The organism is Chryseobacterium gallinarum, from assembly GCF_001021975.1.
GTDB lineage: Bacteria > Bacteroidota > Bacteroidia > Flavobacteriales > Weeksellaceae > Chryseobacterium > Chryseobacterium gallinarum.
In genome coordinates, this window is sequence record NZ_CP009928.1 from 1,948,708 (window position 1) to 1,966,771 (window position 18,064).

The following is an 18,064-nucleotide window of genomic DNA, read 5'->3' on the forward strand; positions in this document are numbered from 1 at the left end:
ATCGCAATAAGCTTCTGCGTACTAAATCCATTGAGAATATTAGTAGAAATTCTTATATTGTTTACTTTAAAAAATAAAAAACAGTAATCATGAATTCAGTTTCACAATTAACCAAAAGATTCAGGGAGGTAATACTTGATGGTTTTTGGATTGCCAATACCAATTTTAAAGACCAGTTGTCTGATGTTACCTGGGAACAGGCGATAGCAAGGGTGGGTTCTTTGAACACCATTGCTATGCTCACTTTCCATATCGATTATTATATTGCAGGAATTGTCAATGTGTTGGAAGGCGGAGAACTGGAAATAAAAGATCAGTTCAGTTTTGATCTTCCTCCTATTGAATCCCGGGAGCAATGGGAAGGATTGTTGAATAAGCTCTGGTTAGACGCTGAAAAGTTTGCGGTATTATTGGAACAGATGCCTGGTTCTAAGCTTGATGAGGTTTTTGTTGATGAAAAATATGGAACATACCAAAGGAATATTGATGGAATGATTGAACATGCATATTATCATCTGGGACAGATTACTTTAATTAAAAAACTGTTGAAAAATAACTAAAGAAAAGACAGGCATAGTCATCTGTGATTATAAATAATCTTTTTGTTGTTTAACAATTTGATTTAAAATCCATCTAAAACCATATTCAATAGAATAAAACCTTCAAATAACTCTAATTTGAGAGTGTTATTTAAATTACTACCTTTAGAAAAAATAAAATTTTAAATGAGAAAATCGGCTGCAATCATTTTTGCGTTTATCATTTCACAATTTCAGGCTCAGCAAGGAGCTTATTATCAGCAGGCTGCAAAGTACAAGATGGATATTGATGTCAATGCTGAAAAATTTACTTACCAGGGAAAACAAACCTTAGAATACACAAACAACTCACCTGATGAGCTAAAAGTGGTATATTTTCATTTGTATTGGAATGCCTTTAAGCCTAATTCCATGATGGACCAGCGAGTGGCTTCCCAGGGGAAGAATGGTGATGGAAGATTACAAAAAGAGGGGATTTCAAGATTGGCATCCATTCCTAAGGATCAGGAGGGAGCCCAGAATATTCACTGGATCAGGCAAAATGGAAAGGATCTGAAATTTGAAGTTCAGGAAACCATTATGAAAGTATATCTGGCTGAACCTGTCAAACCAAACTCCACTACTACTTTTACTATGGACTGGGATGCTGTAATCCCTCAGCAGATCAGAAGGAGTGGAAGAAATAACAGGGAAGGGGTAGATATGACGATGACCCAGTGGTATCCGAAAATTGCAGAATATGATTATGACGGATGGGCAACTTTTGATTATCTGGGAAGAGAGTTCCATGCGCCATTTTCAGATTTTGATGTAACCATCAGGATCAATAAAGATTATGTAGTAGGAGCAGGAGGTATCCTTGAAAACCCTTCTGAAGTAAAGGGTTATGATGCCAATGCTAAAATAAAGACAGAAAAAGATAAGAAAGCAACCTGGAAATGGACCGCAAAAAACATTCTTGATTTTGCGTGGAGCGCAGACAGGGATTATTCTGTAGAAAGCTTCAATGTTCCGGAAGGGCCGAAAGTATACCTGGTGTATCAGAAAAATGACAAAACTAAAGTCTGGGGTGAAGCCCAGCCTTATATCACAAAATATTTCCAGATCATGAATTCTCATTTTGGAAAATATGTATATCCTACTTATGCGTTTATCCAAGGTGGAGACGGTGGTATGGAATATGGAATGTGTACGATGATTTTAGGGGAAGCAAAAGATATTAAAGGACTGATGGGACTAATGGCTCATGAAGGATCTCACTCCTGGTACCAGCAGATGCTGGCCACAAATGAATCTGTGCGTCCATGGATGGATGAAGGCTTTACAAGCTATGCGGAAGGGTATACCATGCACCAATTATTTCCGGAAGATTTACCCAATCCTTTTGCTAAAACCTTAGACGCCTACAGAAACTTTATTAAAAAAGGAATTGAGGAGCCGGCTGTTTGGCTGGGAGACCATCATGATAACGGAACAGCTTATACCTATGCTTCTTATGTGAAAGGAGAATTGTATCTTGTACAATTAGGATACATCATGGGAGAACAGAACCTTGCTGAAACCTTAAAGCAATATTATGATCAGTGGAGTATGAAACATCCGTCAGACAGAGATTTTCTTCATATTGCCCAAAAAGTATCCGGAATGGATTTAAAATGGTTTCACCACTATTGGATCAATACGACCAAAACCATTGATTATGGAATTAAAGATGTAAAATACGATGCAAAGTCAACAACAATTACCCTTGTAAATAATGGACAGGTGCCTATGCCGATAGATTTCAGCATAATGACTACAGATAAAAAAGTGGTTACCTACCAGATTCCATTGAATATGACCCATACATGGAAAGAAAAAGATATCTATGGTGAGTTTAAAACCATGCCTTACTGGCCATGGACACAAAAGGAATATACCATTACAATTCCTTACACAAAATCTCAATTGTCCGTGTTAGGAATAGATTTCAGTCAGAGAATTGCGGATGTGAATATGGTGGATAATTTTGTTGAGGTGAAATAATTCAGATAAATGATAAAAACAGAGGCTGCCACTTGGGGCAGCCTCTTTTCATGTCGTGGAAATTACCAAATAACCGGGGATCCGCAATCTTTGATAGAAACCCTGCAAGATTTTTTTTCAGATTTTTCATATAGTACAATTGATTTTGTTGTTTCAACTGTATCCAGTACCTTTAAGGAATAACAGGATAAACTTGCAGGTGTAGTTCTTTACTTAATAAGTGTGTTGAAAATACCATTAATTGAGGTAAAGTTTGAACCTTATCAATCTAAATTAATATGGGATTTCATTAAGTTTTTGATCATAAAGCTTTATTTTTACACTTATTTACAAATCTCTTTAGTTTAAAAAATAAATGAATTCAATTGTAATCAACGTAGGGAACAGCAATATCAGATTTGGACTTTTTAATGGCGATAATTGTGATATTTCATGGGTAATCAATACCAAGCCCTACAGAACTGCGGATGAGCTGTATGTACAGATGCTGATGCTTTATCAGACCTATAAAATTGAGCCTAGAGAAATCGGGAAAGTGATTATAGGATCGGTGGTGCCACAGCTGACCAAAGTAATGAGCTCAGGAATCAAAAAAATTCACGGTACTACTCCTGTAATTGTTGACAGGAATACCCCTTCAGGGGTTCAGGCAAAATCCAAGCAAATGGGAACGGATATCTATGCTAATCTGGTGGCTGCACATAATCTATATCCGGACAGAAAGAAAATCGTTATTGATTTCGGAACGGCTCTTACCGCAAGCTGTGTAGCAGAAACAGGAGAAACCTTAGGCGTAATTATTGCGCCGGGAATTGTGACATCACTCAATTCACTGATCAGCCAGACAGCCCAGCTTCCTGACATCGAACTTAAAAAGCCTAAATCTGTTTTAGGACTGGATACGGTGACCTGCATGCAAAGCGGGATGGTTTATGGTTTTTTAGGAATGGTAGAAGGCTTTATCAACCGTATCAATGATGAGGTGAATGATGATTGCTTTGTGGTTGCAACAGGAGGAGTCTCTCATGTATATAAACCCCTAACGGAAAAAATTCACGTGATGGACAGGCTGCATACCCTGAAAGGGCTTTATTTTTTAGGTAAAGATTTATAATTGTAATAACTGAGGCTAAGACAAAGCCTTAATTTGCCTTAATTTTTATTAAAATGAAAGATTTTCCTGTAATTAAAACGGAAAGACTTATTCTTTCCCATCTGGAAGAGAAAGATATTCCTTTTATCGTTGAATATCTTCAGCATAAAATTTATTCAGACCTTACTTCTAACATTCCTTATCCTTACACGGAAAGTGATGCCAGGTTCTGGTTGAAAATGTCTGAAGAAGCTTTTGAAAATAACTCGGGATATACTTTCGGAATCCGTAATAAAGAAGGACAAATTATCGGTGCTATCGGACTTCACGACAGGGATGATGATAAGGCTGAATTAGGTTATTGGATCGGAATGCCTTACTGGAATAAAGGATACGTAACTGAAGCAGCCAAAGCTATAATAGATTTTGGCTTCAAAAAACTTAATTTTAATAAAATTTTTGCCACTCATTTTCCCCACAATCCCGCCTCAGGGAAAATAATGGAGAAAATAGGAATGGAGAAAGAGGCCTTTTTAAAAGAAGAAGTAAAAAAAGATGGAGAATATTTTGATCTTGTCATGTATTCCATTTTTAATAATCATAAATAAAAACGGAGATCATTCCGGTCTCCGTTTTATTCGTATTGAGTATTTATCTTTTATTTTTAAAAAAAGTTTTAACAATAGATGAGCATTCGTTTTCCATAATTCCCGTTACAATTTCTGTTTTCGGGTGTAGGGAGAGGTGTTTATTGATGAAACCTCTCTGCTCATCTCTGGCCCCTATAACTACTTTTGAAATCTGAGCCCAGGATAATGCTCCTGCACACATAACACAAGGTTCCATAGTGACATAGAGCGTACAATCCTTTAAATATTTACCACCAAGAAAATGAGCAGCGGAAGTGATGGCCTGCATTTCTGCATGGGCGGTAACGTCATTCAGGGTTTCGGTGAGGTTATGGGCCTTTGCAATAACCCGGCTATTGGAAACAACAATACAACCGATAGGGACCTCATCTTTTTCCAGGGCAATTTCAGCTTCCTGTAAAGCCATCTTCATATAATATTCGTCGGTAAACATTTATTCTGTCATCGTTAAAGTTAAAGGAAGCCTGAATTGAAAACTGGCCGGATCACCTTTGGCGGTGGCGGGCGTAAATTTTTCAGAAATGGAATACATCGCAATTTCAGCCTGCCTGTTGAATGTGAAATTATCGCCTTGTGCATGTACATTGCTGATGCTACCATCCGGTTCAACCGTAAAAATCACATCTGTCATGACTGTTTTGGGTTCAGAATGAACACCATCCGTATAAAGAAGATCGGCAACCTCCTGTCTCAATGAATTGATTCCTCCCGGATAATTGGGTGCTGTTTCTACATCATTATTTTTGTTTTCCGTTTGGGATCCGTCTTTTATTTTTTTTATCAATTGAAGATCTTCCAGGTTTCTTACCCGTAACAAGGCTCCGATCAATGCATTATTTTCAATACTGTCCATTTTTTTCATGAAGAAAAGAAAATCACCTTTTATAGCAGCCTTTTTGAAGGTGTTGGATTCGGCATCAAATTTCTTCTTGAATTCTTTATTGAGCATAGTTCTGTGCTGGTTGTAATAATTTTTTACTACCCGGAACTCTTCCTTTTGCTGTGACAGGCAAAAAGCAGAAATAATACAGCAAATACAGATTAATAAAGCTCTCAATTCAGTATATTTATGTAAATATAATTAAAAAATATGAGATTCTTCAGCTTTCAAGGTAACGGTTCAGAGATTCCTGGAGATGGGTTCTGATTTCATCAACTAAAGCTTTAGGTTCTAAAACGGTAACCTCTTTCCCATATGAAAGAATCTCCTGCATAAAGTCGTAAGTAGGATGCAGGAAGAATTCAAAATAAATTTCTTCCGGCGTTTCTTTGGTCTCTTTTTGCGATTGGTGAAGTGGGAAACTTCTGATGTACTCTCCCTGATGACGGCTGCATTTCAATACAATATTCTGTGGCTTTTGCTCAGCCAGATTCATCACCCCAAATGCATTTTTAAAATGTTCTCTAAAATTATAGTTATATTTTTCACGGAATTTATTTTTACTAACATCCAGATAATTAATCCTGTCCAGACCAAATGATTTCAAAAGTTTGTCTTTGGTATCGATCGCAATAAGATACCATCGGTCTTTAGATTCTTTCAGGGCCAACGGATGAACTTTTCTGGAAGTCATCAGTTTGTTTTTGTAATTATAATGTTCAAAAGAAACCACTCTTTTGTTACGAATGGCAAAGAACAGATCATAGAAATGTTCAACTCCGGTGGGCTTCCTGCTTTCAAAGAAGATAAAATCTGAAAAATCCGGATGAAGATTCAATGCATTGCTCACCTGAAAAGATTCCAGGAGCTTTTGGTTATACTCATCCACTTCCATAATCGGGCGGCTCTCAATATAATACCGGTTGTCACCTTTTTTCTTATTGTGAATAGAAAGATTGAAAAGATCGGAAATTTCACGGATATCCCGCTGCAAGGTACGGATAGAGTAGCTCTTGATCCCTGCATCCTGAAATTCAAAAGAGTTTAAAAGATAGTCCTCCAGCTGGGAATAGGTAGCCGGAGAACTTTCTAATCTTTTAATAATTAAGGCATATCTTGTCAGATAAAAATCTTTTTTCATGATCTAATTTTATAAGACAAATATATGGGCTTAATGCGACAAAACGTGTCGCGTTTAATTAAAGTTTTTTGGTAATCGATTTAATATATTAATGCTGTGTTAATCCGTATAAATCATCTTCGCTCGTCATATTTTTCATAGATATTCCCTGAGAATAAAAAATGTATAAAAACTGTTCAAAAACATAAGGAACACTTAAAAGGTTAAGGACAATAATTATAGTATTTCCTTCAATTTTTGAACTATACCATTCCCATGCTCTGTGATACATACTTTCGATCCAGGATTCAAAATGCCATTGTCCATCTTCAGACATAATTTCATCTAATGTTTTATTTGTCATACTTTCCACAAACCATTTAGGTAAGATTGATTTCCATTCGCTGTCTTTTGGCCACTTATTTGTGTGAGCAAACTGACTTACAGATTTCATAACTTCTTTGGCTTTCTTTAAAACTTCATGAGGATTATTTACGTTCTTAACTTTAATAATCATTTTTAGGCCCTCAGGTATTTGAGCCTGGTTGTTAATATCTATTCTTTCCTTTTCTTGCATAATTATTTTAATTTTAATATTTCAGGATTTTTCATATTTTTAATAAGATCATCAAATAAATTTTTGGGAATCCCTAGTGAATATTTTGTTTTCGATGCATCTCCAAATTGTGGTCTTTCAGGAAAAGCTTTTCCATAGCTTTGCTTTACTGCATCTTTCATTAATTTATTGAAAAATTTTTCATTTACTTCTGCAGTAAAAACCTCGGCCGTTTCTCCTCTTTTTATCCAATATTCTAGTACTCTGTCATCATCTTTAAATGTAACATATAATCTTTCATGGCCTATAATTTTAACTTTCCCCATGCAACTTTTTGCCTGCGAACTATCTTGCTGAGGAGCAGAGTGTTACCATTTAGTAGTGAATAGATAGGTAACGATTAAGAAATGAGCGGAGTGCTTTGAGGTACACTGTTTTGAATAGCCAAAGAACGCTCACTATTATCACTTGCAAAGATATTGATTTGTGAGCAAAAGTGAGCGTTCTTTCGTGATTTTCTTCTTTGAGAAGAGAGAATTTGTTCCCTACATCCTTCGTCCCCGTTTCTTTCTCTTGTTGGCTTCGTGGCGCAGTCTCCGCTGAAAGGCGGTTTCGGCATAATTCTCTCCATGGACTTGGAAGTCCAGTACACCGCCAACACCCGATGCAATCCCTTCGGCAACAACATCCACTACGCTCTCAACAAGGCTTGGTTCAGGACTTGGTGTTGGCTGTCGCTTTTCTTCTTGTAAAGGGCTTTTCGGCTGATAAATTGGAACAGAAGAGTGATAGGGAGCAGCATAGGACAGCCCGAATTGTTTCAGCAGCGAGTTATATCCAAACTCTCGTCCTATTTCCGAAGCCTTGAAAGTCTGCCCCTCAAAATGAAACTTCAGTCCATAGATGCTACCTTTCTTGTTCGTCATCTGTTCCACGATTACACCTTGTCGTCTCAAATCATATCGAAAGGATGCGTAGCCATTCAGTCCGCCATTCGCATACTTTCCCAACAGTCCATAAGCCATTGTGCGCAGTTTCTCCCTGCTCGCCTCCCGTGTCTGATTGGCTCTCGGCTTTTGATAGCGTTTTTCTGCCCGTATCTCATTGGCAATCGTCAGACCGTGTTTGCGACTCAGCTCTTCTGCCACTCGTGCTGCCTTGTTACTTACAAAGGTCGTATCATAAACCGCCCCGTTCATACTCATCCGATTGGCAATGATATGAATGTGCAGATTGTCGGTATCCTTATGCGTAACGGCTACCACCTGATGCTCCTGCAATTTCATCGCTTGGATAAATTCACAGGCTATCCCTTGGAGCTTCTTCCAATTCATCCCTGCTTCATCTTTCGGAGCGATACCGATTTCCATCCGCAGGAACTTGTTGCGACAACGACTGTTGAACCGACTGACAAGGTTCATCTCTTCGTATATTCTCTTTGCCGTATCTCCACAAAGGTTCTGGATTAAGAGCTTATTCTTGAGTTTCGTTTCTCGGAAGATATACTCCAACGCCGTCTTACCGTGCGCTATGGCTTTGCACTTAGCTATCATTGCGCTTGATATTTAGAACATCATATACCTCGTCCGTAATCCGATACCGAGGGCTGTAAAATCGCTCGAAAGCGTGTAGCGAGATGCAAGAAAGGTTCTTGGCAATAGTAACCCAAGAGGGGTCTTTCGTCTTAATCAAGTTGGAAATATGACTGAAGAAGTAGCTGACCCGTTGCAAGACCCGAATAGCTTCCCGTTCGTGTTCTCCCAATTGAGGAACGGCAACAATCTCCCCCGTAAGCAACGCCTCCCGACAGAACTCGGAGAGCTTCTTGCCCGTCCGTTCCGCTCGCTTTTGTATCCTCGTTTTCTCCTCTTCGGAGCAACGTATCCGAAGAAAGCAGGTCTTATTCGACTTCTTATCCCGTTTCTCTTTATCTGTTTTTGGTTTCATATTAGTTTGTTCACTAAGGCATTCCAGCCGATGAGAACGAAGTGATTACGGCTCTCCCCCCGAGCGCAGCGGTAAAGGGGGCAAGTGCAGTTTGTGGCTACAAACTGACGTCTTGCAATGTTACCGATGAAATACATTCGCATATACTATGATTTGCTTCCATTACTTGTTCTTCTTGCCTTTTGAGAATGCCGATTATTCATTTCATCACTGATGGCTCGGAATGCCGGGATTAAAGTTTGCGCCAGCGTTCTATATCCTCGCTGTATTCTTCCAAATGTCGGAGGGCTATGCTCTCCAAGAAACTCGAAACATTCGCCCCGTAATCGCCCAAGCGACGGACAACGAACTCCAAGCGTTCCCACGTGGAGCGACTGAGATAGGTTGCCTTTCTGTCGATGATTTTATGGGGTGTGAGAAAAGCTTCCCGATAGCTCTCCAAGCTTTCTTGTCGTTGCTTGTGGCTGATGCGTTTCGGAGTGCTTGATACCTCTTGTTGCTTTTCCTGTTTGGAATGCTCTGCTTTCACGGCTTCCTTTACTTCACTCAAAGACTCGGAAGGCAACGTTTGCTCGGAGACGGAGGAATGCGGAGAGCTTTCAGATTGCCCCGATTGCTCTATCTGCTTTGCTTCTTGTTTGGTAGAGATGGCTTTACTGACAATTTTGGAAAGTATCTGTGAGCCATCGGAGTCTTTGGGATGGTTCAAGTAATGAGATAAATCAAATTCCTCTTTCATGGCTTATTTGAGTTTACGTTTGACAATAACAGGGCGTACCGTTCGCCCTCTCTCGATTTCTAATGAGCTTTCTCCCGATTGGTAATTAGTAATCTTTGGATTGCCAATTAGCTTTTTCTGCTGTTGAGAGTATTGAGCAACGTGGTACTCATTGAGGTCTTTGTATCGGGAATAGTGTCGGCTCATATCCTCCACGTTGATACCTGCCGATTGTAAAGAATGTAGGGCTTGTCGTCCAGCTTGGTCGTTATCGAAGAAAGCTTGAACGGAATCGATACCTTTCTCGTGGAGATAGGCAATGGCTCGTGGGAGATTGCTGACAGAGTTCAGTACAAGGCAGGGAGCAGTTTCTTTTCCTTTCATCGTGAGAAGGGAAAGGAAATCCATAAAGCCCTCAAAGATGCAGTGAGGAGCATTGTTCGCTTCTCCTGCAATCAGAGAAATATCCTTTGGAGCTATCGTTCCCTTGAATGTCTTGTCGTCTCGGAGTTCATATCCTCCTGCACGATTGGCAAAGCCGATGGCAGAATACTCTCTTCCTCCTACTTCGTAGCGAATATGACGGAGATAAGGACTTGCCACGGCAAGGTCTATCCTGCGTACCTCTCGAAGATAGTTTTGCAGATACAGGGGCAACTCTTCGTTGATGAAGAGAATACGCCTTACATTACTTGGTCGCTGTTCACCTCTTATCTGTCCTGTGTGAGTTTCACGATGAAAGGAAGAGGAAGCGAAGGTTATCGCTTTCCCTTCGGCAAGATGCGCCATTGCTTCGTAGGCACTGCATCCTTGCATCTTCATCACAAGGTCTATGATGCTTCCACCTTGGCTTGTCCCATAGTCGTGCCACAAGTTTTGCCGAAAGTCCACTTTCAGGCTGGCATTGGGGTCTTCTCTGTAGAGTGCGTGATAAAGGGCATAGCCGTTGTAACGCTTGGCAGGCTTGATACCGCAGGCGTGCAGATAGTCTGCTATCGGTATCGCCTTGATGTATTGTAGGTCGTAATATTCGTTGTTCATTGCTGTTATCGTTGGATTGGAATTGTTCGTATTCATAGTTCGCTCTGTTTTCTCTTTTTGGAATTTTCCTCTTTTTATCTTACTACTCTTCTACATTCAGATAAGAGATTGACAGTGAAAGAGAAAAGTGTAACACTTCATTCTGTTTTATCCTTCTACACCTCCTGTCTACACCTTTTCTCATTCATTCTTCCGTAGAAGCGTAGAAAGATGGTAGTAAGCCGTGTTGCAAGATGAATCCCTCCTGCAATCCTTTCTCTTTCACTGTATTATCCTTAGTTGTAGTAACGTAGTAAGGAGAATAGGAAAGAAAAGAGAAAGAAGTATTGCAAGGAGGGGTAACAACAAGGTGCTATGGCGGTTGCTCGGGGTAAATCTTACGGACGGCATAGACATATACGGGATTGCCGTTTATCCTGCGACACTCCTTTGTATAGCCAGCCTTTCGTAAGGCTTCCCCCATCCGTTTGGTGGAGAGGGATTGTCGGGTATAGCAGGAGAGGTAACCCACTATCTCCGAATTGGTCATATAGAAGCGTTTTGTTGCCGTCTCTGCCTCCGTGGGAAAGGTGAAATAGCGGAGCAACAGTTCCATCTCTGTCGTATAGACTTGGAAGGCTTCGCTGTTTCTATGCAATTCAATAATCTCTTCATCATTGAACCAATAGCGAAACCCTTCATTCAACCGTGTCTTGGCTTCGCTGTAAACGGCATCCATCGGAATGCTCTTGGCTCGGTCTATCTCTATCGCCAGCACCTCAAAAGGGAGGAAGCGTCTGCTCCCTGTCGGGTCGGTGAGGAAGTCGTTGCCATTGACCGAAGCCACGAAACTTGCCAAGTGGGGTCGCTCCTCGATATGCTTCTCGTAAGGCATACGGTACTTCACCTGCGGACAGGTAATGAGATTCTTCAGTTCGTTCTCGTCCCGTTTATTGAGGGCTTTGAGTTGGTCGTCAATATTGATGATAAGGTTTTGCCCGATAAGACTCAGCACGTCCTTCTCCTGTGGATATATCTTCCCCGTATAGCGGTAATCGGAGAGAGACGGAGGGCAGAGCAGGTCAAGGAACGTGGTTTTGAATTTTCCCTGCTCACCTGTCAGCACAAGGCAGGTATGGTTACGACATTGCTTGTCGTCCATTGCGTTGGCGACCACCGCAACCAGCCACTTGGTGAGGTATTCTTTCCACTTCTCGGGATTGGTTACACTCACGCAGTCGGCAAGGGCGGTGATAGCTTCCGCATTTCCTTTCGTCAGTGGTAAGGCTTGGAAATAGGTTTGTACAGGATTAACACGTGGGGAGAAATCGCTTTCGATGATGCTGTACAGGTTCTCGGGCGAGGTCTGTACATCGGCTTCCTTATCTAAAGCTCGTTTGAGGGTATTGATACGGTAGCGGTCTACGGCTGTATAATCGTCCGTTCCTCGTGGACGGTACTCCGCTCGGTGCAATACGGTATTGTACCGAAACTCGTAACGAGCCGAAAGGAACTCTTCTATTTGCGTGTTCTTGGAGAGGTTGTCCTTCTCTTCTTTTTTCATTGTTCGTATCTCTTTTATTTGCTTGATTTTGAACTTTCATCCGAAAACGGATGCTGAAACCAAGTTACAGAGGCGAACATAGAGTCCCAAGGCTGGTGTGTCTGTTGCTTCGAGGTACAGAGAAATGCTCTGAAAATGGATGGGATAAACAGGGAAAATCGGGACAAAAACACTCAAAAGGAGAGAACAGAGAAGAGAACGGCTCTGCAAACGACTTCATCGGATTGCCAACGTCTGCACCCTTTTTCTTCGAGGGATAGGCAAGCGAGAATTATCATTGGTGAGAGAGCATCCAAAAGATGCCGAGTAATCAAAGAAAAGATACCGAGCAATCTCACGGTCGCTCGGTATCTTTTTCCCGTTGTGTCGTGTGGACATTTCACATCATATCGAAGCCACAAGTACGCACTTAGAGAAAAGGGGGTGAAACAGGCGGTTTGTGCTTGTACATTTGCCTGCGATTTCCTGCTGTTTCCCTTGATTTCATCGGTTCTTGGGACAAGGATTTCGCTTGCATACATTTGCACCGAAAAGAGAAAAACGACAATTAAAAACGATATTGATATGAGATTTACCGCCATCGACACCTCCGCGTGGGAGGAACTGAAAAAGAGCATCGAAGAGCTGGCTCTTTGTATGCGAGAACAATTCGGAACGAAGCCCGAAGTCCCCGACCTGTTGCACAACGGGGACGTGTGCCGAATACTGAACATCAGCAAGCGAACGCTCCAACACTATCGGGACACGTCCGTGCTGCCCTTTATCCAAATCGGGCATAAATGCTATTACAAACGTGAGGATGTGGAAGCACTCCTCGAAAAGTCGAACCGAAAGATACAATGACTATGGAACACGAAATCGTAAACAAAGAAACACCCGAGATGAAAGAACTCATCTCAGGCATTAGGGAAGTAAGTAAACGTATTCGGGAAATTGCCCAAACGCACCGTCCGCTCTTCGGGGGAGAAATCTACCTCACGGGGCGAGAGGTCTGCGAACGCCTTTTCGTCAGTCCTCGCACCTTGCAAGACTATCGGGACAAGGGCATTATTCCCTACACGCAGATTGCAGGGAAAATACTCTACAAACTTTCCGACATCAACCGACTGCTGCAAGAGAATTATAGGAGATAGAGCCTCTTGTAAGGAATGTTCCCCTGCCGTTTGGCAACCACATAGAAAGAACATTCCGAATGGTCACCTCAAAGATACCGAGCAATCTCGCAATCGCTCGGTATTTTTTTTGGATTGCTCGGTATCTTTTTCGCAATAAGTCGAGTATATTTGCGTTATCAGGACAAAGCAACATCTTCCGCAAGCGAAATCCTCCGACTTCGGAAGAGGGAGCAAAGGGGGAAACACTACTGAATTATGGCAAATAAACCAATGAAGCTTATGAATGATTTTATCAATGCTCTATGTAGCAATGCAAGGAATGAACGAATTCCCGAAGAACACGACTTCTTTGGCTGCTTGATAGGTGAATGGAACATCGTGTGGAACGACCATTTGGAAGATGCCGAACCACGAAAAGTAAAGGGCGAATGGATATTTTCCCGAGTATTGGACGGTACGGCAGTTCAAGACCTCTTTATCGTTCCCTCTCGCAAGGAACGCCTGATAGATAAACAACTTGATGCCGAATACGGAACGACACTCCGTATTTTCAATCCCAAGACAATGGCGTGGGATATATTCTACGGTTGTATGGGCGAGGCTATCCGACTGACAGCCCGAAAGGTCGGCGAAGAAATTATCCTGACCGAAAACACGACGGAAAAAATGAGGTATGTATTCTCTGATATTGCGACTTCTTCTTTTCTGTGGAGAAAAGAGCGAATAAACGAAAACGGCGAGTGGCAAACCGTGGCGAAAGTAACGGCAGAGAGAAAACAAAATAAATGAACTGATGATGAAACAGAAAGTCTTATTTATCTTATTGAATGAATATACCGATTGGGAGGGAGCTTTTCTCTCCACGGCTCTTCACGTGGGTGTGATACCGGGCGGTGAAATAAAATACGAAGTGCATACCGTTGCACCGACATCGGACGCTGTCCGTTCAATTGGAGGTTTCAGAACTTTACCCGATTATTCTTTCGAGAATATGCCGAAAGATTATGCCGCCTTAGTGCTTATCGGTGGCAACCGTTGGACCTCGCCCGAAGCGAAACTTGTCATACCTTTGGTACAGAAGACTTTGGATAAAGGTAAAATTGTCGGGGCAATATGCAATGGTGCTTCATTCCTATGTTCACATGGTTTCTTGAACAACGTAAAACACACAGGCAACGGTCTCGACCAACTCAAAAAATGGGGCGGTTCCGGTTACACTAATGCGGAGAATTATGTGGAAGCACAAGCCGTTAGTGACAAGAATATTGTTACGGCAAATGGTGTAGGGCATTTGGAATTCACTCGTGAGATGCTTCTATTGCTGAAAGCCAACAATCCCGAGCAGATAGAGGCTTGGTACGATTTCTATAAAAATGGTTTCGTGAGATAAAGTTATTTTTCTGAGATACTAAACTTTATGTTCGTAACGTCAAACATAAGAGCCACGTTTCCATGCAATTTACAGAGCGTTTGGCAAGTTGTAACATCGCTAACAGACTATTCGTGGAGAAGTGATGTTGAAAAGATAGAGATCATATCAGACACGCAATTTGTAGAAATAACGAAGAGTGGATATAAGACAACTTTCACGATAACAAGACAAGAACCTTGTTGTCGATGGGAATTTGATTTGGAGAATGACAATATGAGAGGGCATTGGGTTGGTGTTTTCAGTGGAAATGAAAAGACAGCCTCGATTGATTTCACGGAGTACATAGAACCAAAGAAATGGTTTCCCAAACCGCTTGTAAAGATATATTTGAAGTACATGCAAGTCAGATATGTCAGGGATTTAAGGCAGACTTTGAAAAGAATATGACCATAGATTTTATCTGAAAATAAAAAAGCTATGCCACAAATAACCAAAGGAGGAAAGTTTATCTTCGGAATCTCTCATATTCGGGAAGATTTGACAATTCAGATACCAAAACAAGCTATCCATGAATATGCTCTTGCTGATATTGAAAACATCATTCTGATTACAGGAAGTAAAGCGACGGGAGGCTTCTGTATAACGACTTATCCACTTCTTTCTTCTTCAAAACTGTGTCATATATTGACAAATTGTCCTCAACTAAGGGAACAGACGCTACCAATGGGCAAACTGATAACCTATAAAGGAAGGGGTTATACTTGGGTGCCAATAGGAGAAGGAGGAATGATCAGCCTAACCCCTGAATTGATGAAGGCATTAAGATTGCAAGTCCATTCTGAATTATTGGCTATCAGAAGTAGCAATATCGCTTTCACAATGGGAGCAAAAGGGCCGTTGTGGGAAAAAGCGCAGGCTTTCAATGGTGAAATTACACGATATTAGTCGTAGAAAGGACTTGCTCCATAAAACGAAGCAAGTCCTTTCTGTTTAGTCTTAACCTCTCCTTTTTTGTGTGAGTTTCTCCATATCCTTTGAAATCTTGCTGTCCGTGATTTGAGCGTAGATTTGCGTGCTGGCAATAGAGGAATGCCCCATCATTTTGGCAATGCTCTCCATCGGAATACCTGCCTCTAAAGTCAGTGTGCCGAAGCTATGTCGTGCCATGTGCCAAGTTAGCGGAGTGCGAATACCACAAGCCAAACCAATCGTTTTGAGGTAAGTGGATAATTTGCCTTTACTTATCGTATCGGGAAATACCTTGTAATCCCCCTTGCTCTTCTCTTTCGTGTAAAGGGCGAGTATCTGCTCCGCTATCGGATGCAGGGGTATCAAACTCTCTACCTCCGTTTTCTGTCTTGCCTTGCGGATATATCGCTTCCCCTCGCTGTTCGTTTCGATTTGCGAAGCTCGGAGGCTCTGCAAGTCGGCGAATGCCAACCCCGTAAAGACAGAGAAAAGAAACATTCTTCGGCTCAGTTCCGCCCCTTCCTCCTGCAACGGGAATGCCAAGAGCTTTGCCACCTCGCCCTTGCTCAGGAAACGAGGTTTGCGCTCCACGGCTTCATACTTCACCTCTTCAAACGGATTGAAGCGTATTGTCCCTTGGCTGACAGCTCGGTACATCAACCGACTCAACCAACAGAGATGCTTGTTTATCGTTGCAGGAGCGTAGCCCTTCTTCTTCAAATGGAAGCGGTAATCATCAAAGAAGTCTATCGTAAGAGCCGTTAGGAGAATATCCTCCTCGCTACGACTTCGCACAAAGGCATTGAGTTGTCTGTCGGAATACCGATTGTTGCTATACGTCCCCTCACTCTTGCTTTCTCTTTGGGCATTGAGTTCCTCTGTACTAAGGGCAAGAAGTGTCGTTGGATTCCGTCCGATGCCTTGTAAGTAGTTCTTCAGAAGCTCGGCACTCACTGCTCCATATTTGTAGAGCAAAGTATTGTAACCCTGTTCGATTTCCTCCCGAAAGGTTTGTAGGCGTTGGTTGGTCTTCTTGTCCATTGTTTCCCCTCGCTTCACGCTCCAATCGTGGGGGTTGATGCTTTCGCCTGTGGTTATCACTACGTTCGCTCCGTCAATGGTGATACGACAAAGGATTGCCGTTGTGCCGTCTGCTTTGGTCTTGTTTTTATTGATATAGAATAGGATTTTGAATGTACTGCGCATAACTCCTACAAGGTTAAGGTTAAGTCTTCAGTGAAAGAGAGAAATCGATCAAACTCATCGAAGAGCTTTTTCGGGGTAACATGGGCGTATCGCTCAGTCGTTTGTATGTTGCTGTGCCCCAGCATTCGGCTCACCGTTTCAATGGGAACGCCACGTTCCAAAGTAATCAAGGTCGCAAAAGTATGGCGACCAACGTGTGCCGAAAGAGGAATAGATATACCTGCTCGAAGTTGCAGAGCTTTGAGTTGGACGAGATAAGCCGAATAAGCAATGGGTGCAAAGAGCGTAGTTCGTTCGTCAGATTGATACCGCCCTATCAAATGCACCGCTTCAGGCAAGAGCTTCACACGACAAAGGGTATTGGTCTTTTGTCTGCGGAACTTCAACCACAACGCCCCCTCATCATCCGTAAAGAGATGTTCCCGACTAAGGATGACCATATCGCAGTAAGGAACACCCGTAAAGCAAGAAAAGAGAAAGAGATTGCGAGCGGTTTCCAACTCCACTTCATATGGCTCAAAAGTCAGGTTCTGCAACTTATCCAATGAAGCTCTGTCCAATGCACGAGGTTGTTTATTCTCTCCTCGTTCTATCTCCACGTGGGCGAATAGTTGTCGTTCGGTTAGTCCTTCACGATACGCCAAACGGCAGACTTTCTTCACCGCTAAAGCCATCTTACGATAATAACCTTGCGAATGCCCCAGCTTTCCGACAGAATAGTGTTGCAAGCATTCCAAAAAGTCTTCCTCTATCTGTCCGAAAGAAATATCTGTCGTGTGATACTTCTCTCGGATAAAGGCTTGCAGATGCTTACGAGTAGTGTAGTAACTGTTTAAAGTCGTCGCCTTTATTTCTATACCCACCTTTTGCTCCATCTCCTTGACCATTCGGTCGTATCGCTCCAAAAAGGTTATTTGAGTTTGCATGCTCCCTTGGAACTGCTCCTTGATGTCTGTCGCTGTAAAGACAGCACCTCGCTCACAAAGCACTCGATAAGCCGACTGTACCGAGAGAAGCAAGCGTTCCAACTTGCCGTTCGTTGCCACCGCTTCACGGCTCTTGCCGTTCAGTCTGCTCTCACGAGCATTCCACAAATCGGGGTCGCACGATAGCTTACAACTGAACTGCGCCATGGTTCGCCCGTACGTTATCCGCCCCATGATTGGAGCTTGCCCCGACTTGTCCAATCCGCTCTTTTTCAGGTAGAGCAACACCTTGAATTTTTCTCTTTGCATACGCTTCTGTTTTTATGGGCAAAGTTACCCGTTGTCGAAGCGTTTTCAGCTACGC

General features: G+C 42.1%; 22 protein-coding genes. 10 read left to right on the top strand and 12 right to left on the bottom strand.

The window, feature by feature from the left end; translation table 11 throughout:
• Window positions 1–89: 89 nt before the first annotated feature.
• The 4 genes from OK18_RS08760 (at window position 90) to OK18_RS08775 (ending at window position 4,265) form a co-directional block, all read left to right on the top strand.
• A complete protein-coding gene (locus OK18_RS08760) occupies window positions 90–560 on the top strand; it encodes a hypothetical protein (RefSeq protein ID WP_050022440.1) in 471 nt (156 codons plus the stop codon).
• Window positions 561–725: 165 nt separating this feature from the next.
• The gene (locus OK18_RS08765) at window positions 726–2,564 is read left to right on the top strand and encodes a M1 family metallopeptidase (protein ID WP_053327763.1); all 1,839 of its coding nucleotides are present in this window, start codon (window positions 726–728) and stop codon (window positions 2,562–2,564) included.
• Window positions 2,565–2,919: 355 nt separating this feature from the next.
• Window positions 2,920–3,678: a type III pantothenate kinase gene (locus OK18_RS08770; RefSeq protein WP_053327764.1), complete on the top strand. Its 759-nt coding sequence runs from the start codon at window positions 2,920–2,922 to the stop codon at window positions 3,676–3,678.
• A 53-nt stretch (window positions 3,679–3,731) separates the two neighbouring features.
• Entirely contained in the window at window positions 3,732–4,265 is a 534-nt protein-coding gene (locus OK18_RS08775) for a GNAT family N-acetyltransferase (RefSeq protein WP_050022443.1), read from the top strand.
• A 43-nt stretch (window positions 4,266–4,308) separates the two neighbouring features.
• On the opposite strand, the gene OK18_RS08780 is transcribed toward OK18_RS08775, so the two are convergent.
• The 10 genes from OK18_RS08780 to OK18_RS08825 all read right to left on the bottom strand — a co-directional run bounded on the left by OK18_RS08780 (window position 4,309) and on the right by OK18_RS08825 (window position 12,112).
• Window positions 4,309–4,740, bottom strand: a complete 432-nt coding sequence (locus tag OK18_RS08780) for a nucleoside deaminase (protein ID WP_050022444.1) — start codon at window positions 4,738–4,740, stop codon at window positions 4,309–4,311.
• A complete protein-coding gene (locus tag OK18_RS08785; protein ID WP_228377714.1) occupies window positions 4,741–5,364 on the bottom strand; it encodes a hypothetical protein in 624 nt (207 codons plus the stop codon). It lies immediately after the preceding gene.
• 43 nt (window positions 5,365–5,407) lie between these two features.
• Window positions 5,408–6,328, bottom strand: a complete 921-nt coding sequence (locus OK18_RS08790; RefSeq protein WP_053327765.1) for a helix-turn-helix transcriptional regulator — start codon at window positions 6,326–6,328, stop codon at window positions 5,408–5,410.
• Between the two features lie 88 nt (window positions 6,329–6,416).
• A complete protein-coding gene (locus OK18_RS08795) occupies window positions 6,417–6,884 on the bottom strand; it encodes a hypothetical protein (protein WP_053327766.1) in 468 nt (155 codons plus the stop codon).
• Window positions 6,885–6,886: 2 nt separating this feature from the next.
• Window positions 6,887–7,189: a hypothetical protein gene (locus OK18_RS08800; protein WP_053327767.1), complete on the bottom strand. Its 303-nt coding sequence runs from the start codon at window positions 7,187–7,189 to the stop codon at window positions 6,887–6,889.
• A 219-nt stretch (window positions 7,190–7,408) separates the two neighbouring features.
• Window positions 7,409–8,416, bottom strand: a complete 1,008-nt coding sequence (locus OK18_RS08805; protein WP_053327768.1) for a relaxase/mobilization nuclease domain-containing protein — start codon at window positions 8,414–8,416, stop codon at window positions 7,409–7,411.
• A complete protein-coding gene (locus tag OK18_RS21945; protein ID WP_053327769.1) occupies window positions 8,406–8,810 on the bottom strand; it encodes a plasmid mobilization protein in 405 nt (134 codons plus the stop codon). The genes OK18_RS08805 and OK18_RS21945 overlap by 11 nt, the downstream gene beginning before the upstream one ends.
• 232 nt (window positions 8,811–9,042) lie before the next feature.
• On the bottom strand, window positions 9,043–9,549 hold the full coding sequence (locus tag OK18_RS08815) for a DUF3408 domain-containing protein (protein ID WP_053327770.1): 507 nt from the start codon (window positions 9,547–9,549) through the stop codon (window positions 9,043–9,045).
• Between the two features lie 3 nt (window positions 9,550–9,552).
• The gene (locus tag OK18_RS08820; protein WP_228377665.1) at window positions 9,553–10,605 is read right to left on the bottom strand and encodes a toprim domain-containing protein; all 1,053 of its coding nucleotides are present in this window, start codon (window positions 10,603–10,605) and stop codon (window positions 9,553–9,555) included.
• 316 nt (window positions 10,606–10,921) lie between these two features.
• Window positions 10,922–12,112, bottom strand: coding sequence for a VapE domain-containing protein (locus OK18_RS08825; RefSeq protein WP_053327771.1), 1,191 nt, complete (start codon window positions 12,110–12,112; stop codon window positions 10,922–10,924).
• A 50-nt stretch (window positions 12,113–12,162) separates the two neighbouring features.
• On the opposite strand from OK18_RS08825, the gene OK18_RS08830 reads away from it, so the two are divergent.
• The 6 genes from OK18_RS08830 to OK18_RS08860 all read left to right on the top strand — a co-directional run bounded on the left by OK18_RS08830 (window position 12,163) and on the right by OK18_RS08860 (window position 15,544).
• Window positions 12,163–12,372: a hypothetical protein gene (locus OK18_RS08830; RefSeq protein ID WP_053326637.1), complete on the top strand. Its 210-nt coding sequence runs from the start codon at window positions 12,163–12,165 to the stop codon at window positions 12,370–12,372.
• Between the two features lie 376 nt (window positions 12,373–12,748).
• Window positions 12,749–12,955, top strand: coding sequence for a helix-turn-helix domain-containing protein (locus OK18_RS20880; RefSeq protein ID WP_228377725.1), 207 nt, complete (start codon window positions 12,749–12,751; stop codon window positions 12,953–12,955).
• Window positions 12,956–12,957: 2 nt separating this feature from the next.
• Window positions 12,958–13,245 carry a helix-turn-helix domain-containing protein gene (locus tag OK18_RS20885; RefSeq protein WP_078737269.1) on the top strand — a complete coding sequence of 96 codons (288 nt, stop codon included), beginning with the start codon at window positions 12,958–12,960 and terminating at the stop codon, window positions 13,243–13,245.
• A 237-nt stretch (window positions 13,246–13,482) separates the two neighbouring features.
• Entirely contained in the window at window positions 13,483–14,016 is a 534-nt protein-coding gene (locus OK18_RS08845) for a hypothetical protein (RefSeq protein ID WP_228377666.1), read from the top strand.
• Window positions 14,017–14,020: 4 nt separating this feature from the next.
• Window positions 14,021–14,617 carry a type 1 glutamine amidotransferase family protein gene (locus OK18_RS08850; RefSeq protein ID WP_053326640.1) on the top strand — a complete coding sequence of 199 codons (597 nt, stop codon included), beginning with the start codon at window positions 14,021–14,023 and terminating at the stop codon, window positions 14,615–14,617.
• A 459-nt stretch (window positions 14,618–15,076) separates the two neighbouring features.
• The gene (locus OK18_RS08860) at window positions 15,077–15,544 is read left to right on the top strand and encodes a hypothetical protein (protein WP_053326641.1); all 468 of its coding nucleotides are present in this window, start codon (window positions 15,077–15,079) and stop codon (window positions 15,542–15,544) included.
• A gap of 51 nt (window positions 15,545–15,595) precedes the next feature.
• On the opposite strand, the gene OK18_RS08865 is transcribed toward OK18_RS08860, so the two are convergent.
• Both OK18_RS08865 and OK18_RS08870 read right to left on the bottom strand, forming a co-directional pair.
• On the bottom strand, window positions 15,596–16,774 hold the full coding sequence (locus OK18_RS08865) for a site-specific integrase (protein WP_053326642.1): 1,179 nt from the start codon (window positions 16,772–16,774) through the stop codon (window positions 15,596–15,598).
• A gap of 5 nt (window positions 16,775–16,779) precedes the next feature.
• Window positions 16,780–18,009, bottom strand: coding sequence for a site-specific integrase (locus OK18_RS08870; protein WP_053326643.1), 1,230 nt, complete (start codon window positions 18,007–18,009; stop codon window positions 16,780–16,782).
• Between the last annotated feature and the right edge of the window lie 55 nt (window positions 18,010–18,064).